This window comes from Paracoccus spongiarum, assembly GCF_030732095.1.
Lineage (GTDB): Bacteria > Pseudomonadota > Alphaproteobacteria > Rhodobacterales > Rhodobacteraceae > Paracoccus > Paracoccus spongiarum.
The window spans coordinates 144,544-158,461 of record NZ_JAVAMQ010000002.1; the positions used below are offsets into that span (position 1 = coordinate 144,544).

At 70.1% G+C, this 13,918-nt stretch carries 13 protein-coding genes; 1 reads left to right on the forward strand and 12 read right to left on the reverse strand.

Features of this window, described 5'->3' with window-relative positions; genetic code table 11:
• Window positions 1-169: 169 nt before the first annotated feature.
• From Q5Y72_RS02710 to gmk, 10 genes are all read right to left on the reverse strand, one after another.
• Complete coding sequence (locus Q5Y72_RS02710) at window positions 170-802, reverse strand: sugar transferase (RefSeq protein WP_305961881.1); 633 nt, start codon at window positions 800-802, stop codon at window positions 170-172.
• 503 nt (window positions 803-1,305) lie between these two features.
• Entirely contained in the window at window positions 1,306-1,629 is a 324-nt protein-coding gene (locus Q5Y72_RS02715; protein WP_305961882.1) for a 2Fe-2S iron-sulfur cluster-binding protein, read from the reverse strand.
• Between the two features lie 109 nt (window positions 1,630-1,738).
• Entirely contained in the window at window positions 1,739-3,298 is a 1,560-nt protein-coding gene (locus Q5Y72_RS02720; protein WP_305961883.1) for a DegQ family serine endoprotease, read from the reverse strand.
• A 174-nt stretch (window positions 3,299-3,472) separates the two neighbouring features.
• Complete coding sequence (gene hflC / locus Q5Y72_RS02725) at window positions 3,473-4,654, reverse strand: protease modulator HflC (protein WP_305962076.1); 1,182 nt, start codon at window positions 4,652-4,654, stop codon at window positions 3,473-3,475.
• 14 nt (window positions 4,655-4,668) lie between these two features.
• Window positions 4,669-5,904, reverse strand: coding sequence for an FtsH protease activity modulator HflK (gene hflK / locus Q5Y72_RS02730; RefSeq protein WP_305961884.1), 1,236 nt, complete (start codon window positions 5,902-5,904; stop codon window positions 4,669-4,671).
• A gap of 120 nt (window positions 5,905-6,024) precedes the next feature.
• Window positions 6,025-7,410, reverse strand: coding sequence for a glutathione-disulfide reductase (gene gorA / locus Q5Y72_RS02735; RefSeq protein ID WP_305961885.1), 1,386 nt, complete (start codon window positions 7,408-7,410; stop codon window positions 6,025-6,027).
• Complete coding sequence (rpiA, locus tag Q5Y72_RS02740) at window positions 7,407-8,171, reverse strand: ribose-5-phosphate isomerase RpiA (protein WP_305961886.1); 765 nt, start codon at window positions 8,169-8,171, stop codon at window positions 7,407-7,409. Before rpiA ends, gorA begins: the two co-directional genes overlap by 4 nt.
• Window positions 8,172-8,279: 108 nt before the next feature.
• On the reverse strand, window positions 8,280-9,389 hold the full coding sequence (locus Q5Y72_RS02745; protein WP_305961887.1) for a sensor histidine kinase: 1,110 nt from the start codon (window positions 9,387-9,389) through the stop codon (window positions 8,280-8,282).
• On the reverse strand, window positions 9,386-9,907 hold the full coding sequence (locus tag Q5Y72_RS02750; protein WP_305961888.1) for a gamma carbonic anhydrase family protein: 522 nt from the start codon (window positions 9,905-9,907) through the stop codon (window positions 9,386-9,388). The genes Q5Y72_RS02745 and Q5Y72_RS02750 overlap by 4 nt, the downstream gene beginning before the upstream one ends.
• On the reverse strand, window positions 9,904-10,536 hold the full coding sequence (gene gmk / locus Q5Y72_RS02755) for a guanylate kinase (protein WP_305961889.1): 633 nt from the start codon (window positions 10,534-10,536) through the stop codon (window positions 9,904-9,906). Before gmk ends, Q5Y72_RS02750 begins: the two co-directional genes overlap by 4 nt.
• Before the next feature lie 257 nt (window positions 10,537-10,793).
• On the opposite strand from gmk, the gene Q5Y72_RS02760 reads away from it, so the two are divergent.
• The gene (locus tag Q5Y72_RS02760; protein WP_305961890.1) at window positions 10,794-11,618 is read left to right on the forward strand and encodes a PAS domain-containing protein; all 825 of its coding nucleotides are present in this window, start codon (window positions 10,794-10,796) and stop codon (window positions 11,616-11,618) included.
• Here the strand turns inward: Q5Y72_RS02760 and Q5Y72_RS02765 are convergent.
• Together Q5Y72_RS02765 and rnd are read right to left on the reverse strand one after the other, a co-directional pair.
• Complete coding sequence (locus Q5Y72_RS02765) at window positions 11,615-12,607, reverse strand: GNAT family N-acetyltransferase (protein WP_305961891.1); 993 nt, start codon at window positions 12,605-12,607, stop codon at window positions 11,615-11,617. The genes Q5Y72_RS02760 and Q5Y72_RS02765 overlap by 4 nt on opposite strands.
• Window positions 12,608-12,611: 4 nt before the next feature.
• Window positions 12,612-13,781, reverse strand: a complete 1,170-nt coding sequence (gene rnd / locus Q5Y72_RS02770) for a ribonuclease D (RefSeq protein WP_305962077.1) — start codon at window positions 13,779-13,781, stop codon at window positions 12,612-12,614.
• Between the last annotated feature and the right edge of the window lie 137 nt (window positions 13,782-13,918).

Sequence of the window (13,918 nt, forward strand, 5' to 3'; positions counted from 1 at the left end):
CGCCCGCCGTCGGGCCGGCACCGGGTTCGCACCGGCCGCGGACCTCGCGTCAGGCGCGGGCTGGCCCCCGGCCCGCATCACGCCGATCGGTCTCATGCAAAGCGCCGCCCCTCGCGGGGCGGCGCTTTGCATCTGCCGGGTCGGTCGGACGTGCGTCGCGCGCCGGGGATCAGCAGCCCGTGGCGCGGAACACCACACCGAAGGTCCGGACCAGGATCGCAGCGTCGCTGGCCAGCGACAGATCGCGCTCATAGCGGTCGTCATACCAGGCACGCGCCGCGAACGACGTGGCATTGCGGCCCGCGGTCTGCCAGAAGCCGGTGATGCCGGGACGCAGGCGATAGTAGCCACTGCCGGAATACATCTCTTGCTGCTCGGGCAGCATGGGGCGCGGTCCGACAAGGCTCATGTCGCCTTTCAGAACGTTCCAAAGCTGCGGCAGCTCGTCCAGCGAACTGCGGCGCAGCATGCGGCCCAGCACGGTGACGCGCGGGTCGTCGCGCAGCTTCTGCGTCTCGTCCCATTCCTTCCGCGCCGCGGGATTCTGGTCCAGATAGGCCGAAAGGCGCTGATCGGCGTCGACGACCATGCTGCGCAGCTTCCACATGCGGTAACGCTTGCCCTCGCGGCCAATTCTCTCTTGCGAATAGAACGGATTCCCGCCTTCGCGCATGATGAGAACCGCCAGCAGCAACACCAGCGGCAGCATGAAGGGCGAGCCGAGAACAACCAGCAGGATATCGAGGGGGCGCTTGAGGGCCTTGCGATAGAACCAGGGCCTCTGATCTTCGACAATCTTCACGCCTGCGACAGGAACAACGGCAACCATTTGATTTTCCAGCGTCATAGTGTCCACACCATTCACTTTTGACAGCCCTCCTGGCGACCGCACGAACCCGGCTCGTCAACAACACTGACAAGGGGCAACTTCGCCAAAACACGCATTTGGCGCCGTTCGGGGTCAGAGAGGGGATGTCTTTTACTGGAAGGACAATAACACTTCGGCGTCTTTCCGCCCATCGTTAAAGTTTTATTAAAAGGCAAAGTGACCTGACTTTTGGGACAGGTGAGGGGCCGCGAAACAATTCGGAATTGGTGGAACGTTTTGGAATACAACCTTGGGGTGTTTCCGGGTGCGCGGCGAGTCGGCGGCGCTGTGCCCACGGGCCGGGCCTTGATTCGTGACCGCCTGATGCGACGGTCAATGCGACAATCGTTGCAACGGCAAGGTTTCGCCCGGAACGGGCGCGGGCACGACTCCTCGGCCGCCGGGGCGGAGGGCAGGGATCCGGCGATCGAAGGGTGTCAGATCTGCCGCTCGGGCATCTGCACGACAAGGCCGTCCAGCTGGTCGGTCACCTTGATCTGGCAGGTCAGCCGCGACCGGTCGGGATCGGGCTCATAGGCGAAGTCCAGCATGTCCTCCTCCATCGGATCGCGCGGCGGCAGCCGGTCGATCCAGGCGGGGTCGACATAGACATGGCAGGTGGAACAGGCGCAGGCTCCGCCGCAATCGGCGTCGATGCCGGGGATGCCGTTGTCGCGCGCGCCCTCCATGACGGTCATGCCGGGCTTCACCTCGACCTCGTGGCGGGTGCCGTTATGTTCGATATAGGTGATCTTCGCCATGTCCATCTTTCCTTGCCTGGCGCCAGATAGGCGATCCGGCGCCCGATGAAAAGGGGCAGACCTTGCGGCCCGCCCCCCGTTCTCGCGGTCGGTGCTGCGGCGGCGCGGGCTATTCGGCCGCCTCGATCGGCAGCGCGACGAAGCGCGGCTCGCCGGCGCGACGGATCAGCATCAGCAGCGACTTCCGCCCGGCCTCGCGGGCCTCGTCGACACGCGCGTTCAGATCGGCGAGGTTCGCCACCGGCTGCTGGCCGGCCTCGGTGATGATGTCGCCCGCGGCGAGGCCCTTGTCGGCGGCGACGCCCTCGGGATCGACCGATTTGACGACCAGCCCCTTCATGTCGCGCGCAACGCCCAGTTCCGCCGCCAGATCGGGCGTCAGCGTCGCCAGCGTCATGCCCAGCATCTCGGATTCGCCCGGCGTCTGCGGGCTGACATCGGCGGCGCTGCCCTCGGCCAACTCGCGCCGGCCCAGGGTGACCCTCAGCGTCTGCGGGCCGCCATCGCGCTGCACGACGACCTCGACCGCCTCGCCGGCCGGCGCCTCGGCCACGCGGCGCACGAGGCCGCGGGTGTCCTCGACCTCGACGCCGTCAAAGCTGGTGATGACATCGCCCGCCTTCATGCCGGCATCGCGCGCCGGGCCCTCGGGGACATCGGTGATCATCGCACCGCGGCTTGCCCCCAGCCCCAGCGCCTCGGCCATGTCGGGCGTCACGTCCTGGATCTTGACGCCCAGCCAGCCGCGCCGCGTCTCGCCGTATTCGCGCAGCTGGTCGACGACCTTGCTGACCACGTTCGAGGCCATCGAGAAGCCGATCCCGATCGAGCCGCCATTGGGCGACAGGATCGCCGTGTTCACGCCGACCACCTCGCCGTTCAGGTTGAACAACGGGCCGCCCGAATTGCCGCGGTTGATCGCCGCGTCGGTCTGAAGATAGTCGTCATAGGTGCCCGACAATTCGCGATTGCGCGCCGAGACGATCCCCGAACTGGCCGAGAAGCCCTGCCCCAGCGGATTGCCGAGTGCCAGCACCCAATCGCCCACCCGCGCCTCATCGGAATCGCCGAAGGTCACGAAGGGGATCGGATCCGGGCTTTCAACCTTCAGCACCGCGACATCGGTGTTGGGGTCGGTGCCGACGACCTCTGCCGGCAGGGTCTTGCCCGAATAGAACTCGATCTCGATGGCATCGGCCCCGTCGATCACGTGGTTGTTGGTGACGATATAGCCATCGGCCGAGATCACGAAGCCCGAGCCGAGCGCGTTCGACCGCTGCGGCGGGCCGCGGCGCTGTTGCTGGCCGTCCGGTCCGGGCATGCCGGGAAAGCCGAAGTCGCGGAACAGGTCCGAAAACGGGCTGCCCTCGGGGAACATCGGGCCCTGCCCGCCGGCCGGGGCGGCCACGACCGAGGTGGTGGTGATGTTCACCACCGCCGGGGACACCTTCTCGACCAGATCGGCAAAGCTGTCCGGCATGACCTGCGTGCCGCGATCCTCGGCCACCGTCGCGCCAAGGGGCTGGTTGTTGTTCGCCGCCTCCTGTGCCTGCTGATCGACCTGCGGCGGGGTCTCGGTGGCGACCTGTTGTGCGCCCGCAAAGCCGAGCCCGACCGTCACGGCCAGCGCCGATGCGGTCAGGAGATGCCGGGGGGAAAGCGTCTTCATGCTGGATGTCCTCATCTGTCCGTGTCTGTCGGCATGTCTGAGGCACGGCCGACGGGTGATGTGAAAAGGATTTAGGGATCCGTGGCAAATAAACCACGCTCTCGCATGGTGAACTGATCGTGACTTTCATGTCGGACCGCGCGGCCCGCAGGGGGCCGCGCGTCACGGCGCATCTCAGTTGGCCGGGGCCTCGCCGCCATCCCCTGCCCCTGCCTCTGCCCCTGCCTCTGCGTCTGCGTCAGTCCCGGCAGCGGCGGGGGCCTCGGCGGGGGGAACCACCGCCGAGGGCTGCTCGGGCGGGGTCGCAAGGCTTTCGGGCACCGGCGTCAGCTTGACCCCGGCGGATTCGCCCAGGGGGTTGCCCTCGCGATCCGTCACGGTCGGCGTCACCAGGTCCTCGCCCTCGTCGCCGCCGGCCGCCGCGGCATCCGCACCCGCGGCGGGCTGCGCGTTGCGCGCGGGCACCGGGGTCGGCGAGGGATTGGCGCGGCTGGCGCCGTCATCGCGCAGATAGGTGAAGAACTCGCCGTCGGGCTGCATGACGATGCTGCTGTTCTCGCCGCGCAGGGCGCGTGAATACGAGGTCATCGACCGCGTGAAGGCGAAGAATTCGGGGTCGCGGCCGAAGGCGTCGGCATAGATCGCGTTGCGTTCGGCATCGGCTTCACCGCGCACGATCTCGGCGCGTTTCTGCGCCTCGGAGGTCAGCTCGACCACGGTCCGGTCGGCGGCCGCGCGGACGCGCTGCGCCGCCTCGCCGCCGCGGGCGATCTCGTCGGCGGCCTCGCGCTGGCGTTCGGCGCGCATCCGGGCATAGGTTGCATTCAGGTTCTGCTCGGGCAGGTCGGTCCGGGTCAGCCGCACGTCGATGATCTCGACCCCCAGTCCCGACGAGTTGTTGCGCGCCTCGTCGCGGATCTGGTTCATCAGCGCGGTCCGGTCGTCCGACAGCACCGTGGTCGAGGGCACCGCACCCAGAACCTCGCGGATGGCAGCGTTCACGATGGGCTCAAGCCGGCCCTGCGCCGCCTGGATGCCGCCGGTGCCGACCGCCTGGCGGAAGCGGACCGGATCGGTGATCCGCCAGCGCGCGAAGGCATCGACCACCAGCCGGCGATCGTCCAGCGGCGTCACCTCCAGCGGCGAGGTCGGCAGGCCGAGGATGCGGTCGTCATACTTCACCACATTGTCGAGGAACGGCACCTTGATGCCCAGCCCCGGTTCCTCCTGCACGTCGACCACGCGGCCGAGGCGCAGAACCAGCCCCTTTTCGCGTTCGTCCACGATGAAGATCGACGACATCGCCACTACGCCGGCGACGATCAGGGCGGGAACGGCAAGCGCCGAAAGGGTCAGTCTGCGGGTGGCCATCAGTTGCCTCCTCCGGTCGTCGTCATGCTGTTGCCCGGGGCGGCGTCGGCCCCGCCCCTCGGCCGGCGCAGCTGGTCAAGCGGCAGGTAGGGCACCACGCCCGAGCCCGAGCCCGCGCCCTGCCCGCCGATCCCGTCGCCGAGGATCACCTTGTCCACATCGCCCAGCACCTGCTCCATCGTTTCGAGATACATCCGCCGGCGGGTCACGTCGGGCGCCTTGACATATTCCTCGTAGATCGAGTTGAAGCGCGCGGCCTCACCGGCGGCGGTGTTCACCGCCTCGGCGCGATAGCCCTCGGCCTGTTCCAGCATCTGCGCGGCGTCACCGCGGGCCTGCGCAAGCACGCGGTTGGCATAGGCATCGGCCTCTTTCTCAAGCCGGTCGCGCTCCTGCTGGGCGGCCTGCACCTCGCGGAAGGCGTCGATCACCTCGCCGGGCGGGTCGGCGCGGTCAAGGTTGACGCGGACGACATTGATGCCCGACTGATAGGCGTCCAGCGTGCGCTGCACCGCCTCGCGCAGGTCGGTGGCGATCGCGCCGCGGTCGCGGTTCAGGATCGGTGCCAGTTCGCTGCGGGCGATGATGTCGCGCATGGCGGATTCGGCCACGGCGCGGATCGTGTCGGCCGGGTCCGCAAGGTTGAACAGGAATTTCTCGGGATCGGCGATGTTCCAGACGACCTGGTATTCCATGTCGACGATGTTCTGGTCGCGGGTCAGCATCAGGCCGCTGTCCATCGGACCGGACCGGCCGGTGCCGATCTCGGTGACGCGTTCGTTCGTGACCGGCACGACCTCTGCGGTGACGAAGGGCCAGGGCGCAAAGTTCAGACCCTCGCTGCCCACCGCCACGGCGCGGCCGAACAGGAACTCGACGCTCTTTTCGTTGGTCTGCACGCGGTAGAAGCTGGAAAACGCCCAGAGCCCGACCGCGACGAGCCCGGCGATCACCAGGGTCGAGCGGTTCAGCCCGAAGCCCGGCCCCGCAGGCCGACGCCCGCCGCCGCCCGTCGGGCCGCCGCCGCCGCGCCCGCCCATCAGCACGCGCAGCCGTTCCTGGCCCTTCTTCATCAGCTCCTCGATCTCGGGCAGGGGCTGTTCGCCCTGCCCCGGCCGGCGCGGTCCCTTTGGCGGCTGCTGTTCGCCCCAGGGGCGGTTGGATGGCCGCTTGCCGCGATCCTCGTCGTCTCCGCCGCCATTGCCGCCGCCGCCCCAAGGGCCCTGATTTGCCATCCGCTCGACCTTCTTTCCCTGATTATTCCGCTTGTTGCAAACTGGGGGCGGGGGGCGAAATGTCAACCCTGCCCCGCCGCGCGCCGCCCGGAAACAGCCGCGGCACAGGGCCGCGCCGGATCACGTTTCGGTTGCCCCGGCGCCATGCCGCCGCGCGGGGTGGCGCATGGTGACCAGTTCCTCGGCCGCCGTGGGATGCACCGCCATGGTCGCGTCGAACTGCGCCTTGGTCGCGCCCATGGTGATCGGGATGGCGGCCAGCTGGATCATCTCGCCGGCCTCGGGGCCGAAGATGTGGCAGCCCAGAACCCGGTCGCTGGCCGGATCGACCAGCAGCTTCATCGCCGTGCGCGCATCCGATCCCGCGAACATCGACCGCATCGGCCGGAACACGGTGCTGTAGACATCGACCGCGCCTGCGGCCCTCGCCTCGTCCTCGGTCGGGCCGATGCTGCCCAGCTCGTGCGGGCGCAGATAGACGGCACTGGCCACCGGGTCATGACTGACCTTGCGGGGGCGGGCGCCGAAGATCGTGTCGGCGAAGGAATGTCCCTCGCGGATCGCCACCGGCGTCAGGTTCACCCGGTCGGTCACGTCGCCCACCGCGAAGATCGAGGGGACCGCGCTTTGCGACCAGTCGTCGACCTCGATGGCGCCGTTCGGCCGCAGCCGGACCGCGGTGTTCTCCAGCCCCAGATCGGCGGTATAGGGGGCGCGCCCGATTGCCAGGAACACCGCGTCGAACTGGTCCTCGCTGCCGTCGTCGAACCGGGCCAGGATGCGCCCGTCCCGCCGTTCCAGGGCCTTGGGCGTCAGCCCCAGGCGCAGGTCGACGCCGATGTCCAGCAATTGCTGCGTCGCCATCTCGCGCATCTCGCGGTCGAAGCCGCGCAGCACAGCGTCCCCGCGATAGGCCATCACCGTCTGCACCCCCAGCCCGTCGAGGATGGTGGCAAACTCGCAGGCGATGAAGCCGCCGCCGACCAGCAGGGCGCGGCGCGGCAGCCGGTCCAGCAGGAACAGGTCGTCCGAGATCAGCGCCAGCTCGTCGCCGGGAATGCCGAGCCGGCTGGGCCGCCCGCCCACCGCGATCAGGATGTGCCTGGCGGTCTTGCGGGTGCCGTCGGCCAGTTCGACGGTGTGGTGGTCGGCAAGGCGGGCGCGCTGGTGATGGATCTCGACGCCGGCCCGTTCGGCATTGGCGGTGTAGGCCAGTTCCAGCCGGCGCAGCTCGGCGTCCAGCTTCTCGCGGAACAGTGTCCAGTCGAAATGGCCGCTGTCGGCGTCGCACCAGCCATAGCCGCGCATCTCGGCGGCCATCAGAGGCGCGCTGGCGGCAAAGACCATCAGCTTCTTGGGCACGCAGCCGCGGATCACGCAGGTGCCGCCCATGCGGCTTTCCTCGGCCAGCCCGACCCGCGCGCCGTATTCGCCCGCCGCGATGCGCGCCGCGCGCACCCCGCCCGAGCCGCCACCGATCACGAAGAGATCATAGTCGAAACTCACGAGCGGGCCTCGGCCTCGTGGGCCAGCATGTCGGCGTCGATGTCGGCGCTGCGATCGAGGGTGACCACATCGCCGTCGGGCTTGCCGATGATCGCCAGATCGCACATGCCAAGAAACAGCCCGTGTTCGACCACGCCGGGGATCGCCGACAGCGCCCGCGCCAGCAGCACCGGGTCGGGGATCGCCTGCAGATGCAGGTCGAGGATGAAGTTGCCCTCGTCGGTGATCCAGGCATCGCTGCCCTTCAGGCGCTGCATCACCTCGCGATCGCCCAGATCCAGCCCCTCGAGGGCGCGCCGCACCAGCGTGCGCGTGGTCTCGAATCCGAATTGCAGCACCTCGACCGGCAGCGGGAAGGCGCCAAGCCGGTCGACGATCTTGCCGGGGTCGGCGATCACCACCATCCGGTCGCTGGCCGCCGCCACGACCTTCTCGCGCAGATGCGCGCCGCCGCCGCCCTTGATCAGGTGCAGGTCGGGATCGACCTCGTCGGCGCCGTCGATGGTCATGTCCAGCCAGCCGATCTCGTCCAGCGTCTCGACCCGCAGGCCCAGCCCCGCGGCCAGTTCGGCCGTGGCCTTCGATGTGGCCGCGCAGCGCAGCGACAGCCCCTCGGCGCGGACGCGCCCGGCCAGCAGCTCGACCATGATGCTGGCGGTCGAGCCGGTGCCAAGTCCCAGCTTCATGCCATCGCGCACCAGCGCGACCGCCGCGCGCGAGGCGGCAAGCTTGGCCGGATCGGGTTGAGGGTTCTGCGTCATCGAAGGCTCCTGGCTGCCGGGGATCGTGGCCCATGGTCGTGGCACATATAGGACAGGGCGCGCCGAAGGGCGAGGGACTTTGCCCCGGCCGCCCCGGATCGGCGCCGCTCAGGCGCGGGTGGTCGTCTTGGGCAGGATGACCGTGAAGCGGCTGCCGGCGCCGCGCTGGCTGTCGATCTTCAGCCGGCCGCGATGGCGGTTCACGATGTGCTTGACGATGGCCAGCCCCAGCCCGGTGCCGCCCTGCGCGCGCGACCGGTGGGTGTCGACGCGGTAGAAGCGTTCGGTCAGGCGCGGCAGGTGCATCTCGTCGATGCCCTCGCCGCGGTCGGCGATCTCGACCGCCCAGGCCGGGCCGCGCAGCATCGGCTCGTAGGCGATGCGGTGCAGCCGCACGCCCAGATAGCCGCCGCCGCCGCCGTATTTCAGCGCGTTCTCGATCAGGTTCTGGAACACCTGCACAAGCTGGTCGGCATCGCCCGGCAGGCTCTGGCTGCCCTCCAGCCCGCCGGTCTCGACCGTGACCCCGGCGGCCGAGATGGCCGGCGACAGCGTCGCCAGCACGCCCCGCAGCAGCAGCGGCAGATCGACATCGGCCGAGGGCCTGCGGCGTTCCTCGGACTGCACCCGGCTCAGCGACAGAAGATCGCTGACCAGCCGGTTCATGCGGCTGGCCTCGGCCTCCATGATGTCGAGAAACCGGCCGCGCGCCTTCACGTCGTCGCGGGCCGGGCCGCGCAGCGTCTCGATGAAGCCCATCATCGCGGTCAGCGGGGTCTTCAGCTCGTGGCTGACATTGGCGACGAAATCGCGGCGCATCTGCTCGGCCTCCTCGGCCACCGAGATGTCGAGGACCGCCACCGTCGCCCCGCGGCCCAGCGCCGCGGGCAGCGCCGCCACGGTGATCTCGGCGGCGATGTCGCGGCCGTCGGCCAGGATCTGCGCGCGCAGCAGGGCCACCCCCTCGGCCGGGGGCGGCAGCGTCGGATCGGGCAGCGGCGCCGGATGCAGGTCGGGGCGGATCGCCCAGTCCAGCGCCGCGACCACGGCGGGATGGCGGATCACCGTGACGAAGGGCCGGTCGGCCAGGTCCGTGCCGAACAGCGCCGCGGCGGCGGGATTGGCGCCGATCACCCGGGCGCGCTGGTCCACGGCCAGCATCGGCACCGGCACGCCGGCAAGGAACTCGGCCGCCCGGCGCTGCGCCTCGCGCGTCATTCGATGCGCCGCAGCCCGGCGCGGAAGCGGGCGGCATTGGCGCGATAGCGCGCCGCCGAGGCCAGCAGGCCCGCCCGCGCCGCATCGTCAAGCTGGCGCACCACCTTGCCGGGCGCGCCCATCACCAGCGCGCCGGCCGGGATCTCCTTGCCCTCGGCGATCAGCGCCCCGGCACCGATCAGCGCGCCATCGCCGATCACCGCGCCGTTCAGGATCGTCGCGCCCATGCCGACCAGCACGCCGGCCCCGATGCGGCAGCCATGCAGGATGGCGCGATGCCCGATCGTGCAGTCCGGCCCGACCAGCAGCGGATGGCCGGGATCGGTGTGCAGCACGCAAAGGTCCTGCACGTTGCTGCCGCGTCCGACGCGGATCTCCTCGGTATCGCCGCGCAGAACCGCACCCCACCAGACCGACGACCCGGCCTCCATCACCACGCGCCCGATCAGCCGGGCGTCGGGCGCCACCCAGGCATCCCCGGCCAGTTCCGGCGCCAGCCCGTCCAGTTCCCAGATCATCCCTCGTCCTCCTCCATCAGCCGGCGCACGAATCCGCTGAGCCCGGCCTGCCGGATCCGGCGCAGCCGCTCGGCGGTCAGGATCGCGCGCAGCCGCGCCTCGGTCGCGTCCAGATCGTCATTGACCAGCACGTAATCGTATTCGGCCCAGTGGCTGATCTCGGCGCGGCTTTTCTGCATGCGGCCGGCGATCACCGCGTCGCTGTCCTGGCCGCGGCCGCGCAGCCGCCGCTCAAGCTCGGGCAGCGAGGGCGGCAGCACGAAGATCGACACCACATGCCCGCCCAGCGCCGAGGCGCGGATCTGCTGGCCGCCCTGCCAGTCCACGTCGAACAGCGTGTCGCGCCCCTCGCGCATTGCCGCCTCGACGGGGGCGCGCGGGCTGCCATAGAGATTGCCGAACACCTCGGCATGTTCCAGCATCTGCCCCTCGGCCACCAGCGCGCGAAAGCTGTCGGGACTGGTGAAATGGTAATGCTGCCCGTCGATCTCGCCGGGGCGCGGCGCGCGGGTGGTGGCCGAGACGGAAAAACGCAGGCTGTCGTCCCACGCCATCAGCCGTCGCGCGAGGGTCGATTTTCCCGCCCCCGAGGGCGACGACAGGATGATCAGCAACCCGGTCCGGTCCATCGGCGTCTTTCCTTGCGGCCAGCGTCGGGTGCGGGATGGACCAGCCGCAACCGGGGGTCAAGCCCCGCGGCCAAGATCCTGCTGGCCGCGCAGGCGATCATGCCTTAACCATTTGTTAGGAAACGACTCGGTCCGGGCATCGCTTCCGGGCTATTCTGCGGCCACTGGGGCTGGTCCGCGCATCGCGGCGGCCGTGTTCGGTCAAGGGTCAACGGGGTTTCGGCGTGTCCGACAGGAAAGGCAAAGACGATCCGCAAATGCCGCCCGCCGGGACGGGCGCGGCCTCGGCCCAGCTGATCCGGCTGGCCGATTTCGACCGCGCCCAGCCCGCCCGGCTGCTGATCGAGATGCGCGACTACTGGCAGGGGCTGCGGCGCGGCCGGGCGGTGCCGGCGCGCGCCGACATCGAGCCGCGCGGCATCCACCGGGTGCTGGACTACGCCTTCATCCTGGAACGCATCGCGCCCGGCGCGGCGCGGTTCCGTCTGGCCGGACGCCACCTCATCGACCTGATGGGCATGGAGGTGCGCGGGATGCCGGTCTGCGCGTTCCTCAACCCGCGCTCGCGCGGGCGGTTCTCGGACGTGCTGGAAAGCGTGTTCAAGGCCCCGCAGATCGCCGAGCTGCGCCTGCACGGCAAGGCCGAATATGCCCGCCCCCAGCTCGAGGCGCGGATGCTGCTGCTGCCCCTGCGCTCGGATCTGGGGGATGTCACGCGGGCGCTTGGCTGCCTGATCGCCGAGGGAACGCCGGGCGTCGCGCCGCGCCGCTTCGACCTGATCGAGGATGCGGTCAGCCCGATCATCGAGGGCGGCAGCACGCTGGCCCCGACCCCCTCCGCCTGCGGCATGGCCGAGGACGCGGCCCCCTATGGCAGGGTCGACCGCATCCTGTCGCGCGGCCGCGACCGCCGGGCGCAGGCCGCCCCGCCGGCCGAGGCGCCGCCGGCCGGGACCATGCCCGCCACCGATCCCGCCGCCAGACCCGCCGCCAGCCCTGCCCGCCATCCCGACCCGGCCCCGGCGGCCACGCCGCAGGACCGGCGGGCGCTGTTCCGCATCGTCTCGACCGACGGCAGCTAGGCGCCCTTCAGCTGCGACCGCCAGTGCCAGCGATAGATCGCGGCGGGGGCCGGCGCCTCGCGCGCCATCGAGGCCAGCATCTGGTCCTCGTATCGCAGGAAACCCAGGTTCTTCAGCAACCGGCGCGAGGCCGGGTTGTCCAGAAACACGTCGGCCAGCAGTTCCTGCGGATCGAAGCGGGCCACGATCTCGGCCAGGAAGGCCGCCACCATCTCCTGCCCCAGCCCCTGCCCGGCCAGCCGGTGATCGAGGAAATAGAAGATCCGGCCGGGCGCCCCGCCGCTGATCCCGACCGAGCCGGCGACCTGCCCCTGATGGCGCACGACCAGCCGCATCGGCGGCAGCAGCCCGTCGCCCTCGAAGATCGCCGCGAACGCCTCATCGGCCATGCCGGGACGAAAGCGCAGCAGGTTGCGCGCGACCTCGGGCGCCGTCGCGATGCGCTGCAGCGCGGGCAGGTCGTCCTGCCGCACCGCGTCGATCAGCAGCCGCGGGGTCGTCAGCCTGACGCCGTGCAGCCGGGCGAAATCGGCCCGCGACAGCTGCAGCGTGATGCCCGGCAGATGGCGGCCCTGCGGCTGCGACCACAGCCGTGCGGTGCCGGTCTGCCGGAAGCCCAGCCGCTGCATCAGCCGCGCCGATCCGGCATTGCCCTCGAGATGGGTGGCCTCGATCACCTGCGCACCGGCCAGGAAGCGCCGCGACAGGGCCAGCACGGCGGCGCGCAGCCCCGCGCCCCGGCGCTGCTGGTCGGGGGCGATCCAGATGCCGAAGGTCTGGCCGGCCCGCACCATGCCGATCAGCCGGTCGCCCTGCCGCACGGCATGTTCGTCAAGGCCCGCACCGGCCACGAAGGCGGCCGCGTCCTCGGCGCCGTAGGGCCAGCGCGCCGCCGTCAGCCATTGCGTCACCTGCCAGTCGGCCAGCGCCGCCGCGATCGCCGCCGCATCCTCGGGCCAGGGTCGGCTGAGGATCAGCTGCGGGGCCATCGGCTCAGCTGACCGTCACGACGCGCACCACGCCGCCGCGCGCCGACAGCGCGATCTCTCCGGCGGCAAGGCGCAGCGCGTCATGGCCGAACACCTCGGCCCGCCAGCCATGCAGCGCCGGCAGGTCGCGCTCGCCTGTGGCGATGGCGTCAAGCTCGGCCGACGAGGCGATCAGCTTGGGCGCCACGCCCGCCGCATCCGCCTTGGCCTTCAGCAGCACCCGCAGCAGGTCCGACAGCGCGGCATTGCCCGGCCGCCCCGGCTCGTCCGATTTCACCTGCGGCAGGTCGCGCGCCTCCTGCCCGGCCTTCACCGCCGCCAGGATTCCGGCGGCGATGTCGCCCTTGCGCGCCTCGCGCAGCAGCAGCCGCGAGCGGCCCAGATCGGCCTCGTTGGCGGGCTTGGTCGAGGCCAGCTCGATCATCGCGTCGTCCTTGAACACCCGCGAGCGGGGAATGTCGCGATCCTGCGCATAGGATTCGCGGAACCGCGCCAGCTCGCGCAGGATCGCAAGGAAACGCGGCGAATTCGTGCGCGTGCGCACCTTCATCCAGGCTTCCTCGGGCCGCGTGATGTAGGTCTCGGGGTCCTCCAGCACGGCGACCTCCTCGGCCAGCCAGCCCTCGCGGTCGTTCTTGCGCAACTCGGCCGCGAGGAATTCGTAGATCACCCGCAGATGCGTGACATCGGCCAGCGCATAGGCCTTCTGCGCGTCCGACAGCGGCCGGCGCGACCAGTCGGTGAAGCGCGAGGACTTGTCCAGATTGGCCTTGGCGATCTTGCGCACCAGCGTCTCGTAGCCGGCCTGCTCGCCAAAGCCGCAGACCATCGCCGCCACCTGCGTGTCGAACAGCGGCTCGGGAAACAGGCCCGCATCGTGAAAGAAGATTTCCAGATCCTGCCGCGCGGCGTGAAACACCTTGACCGTCGCGGTATGGCGGAACAGGTCGTAAAGCGGCTCCAGCGACAGCCCCTCGGCCAGCGGATCGACCAGCACGGCCTCGCCTCCGGCCTCCTTCGGGGTCGAGGCGGGCGGCAGCGCCATCTGGATCAGGCACAGCTTCGACCAGTAGGTGCGCTCTCGCAGGAACTCGGTATCGACGGTGACATAGGGCGCCGATTTCGCCGCCTCGCAGAAACGGGCAAGGTCTTCGGTGCGGGTGATGGTGATGATGTCGTCGCTCATTCGGCTCTTTCGGGGTCGGGCGGTTCGTCCGCCAATCGCAACGGGATAGGCGCAAGACGCCGAAAAGGGAAGAGTGATTGACCTGCCGCGCGCGCCCTGCGGCGTTTCGCGAATCGGCGGCAGAT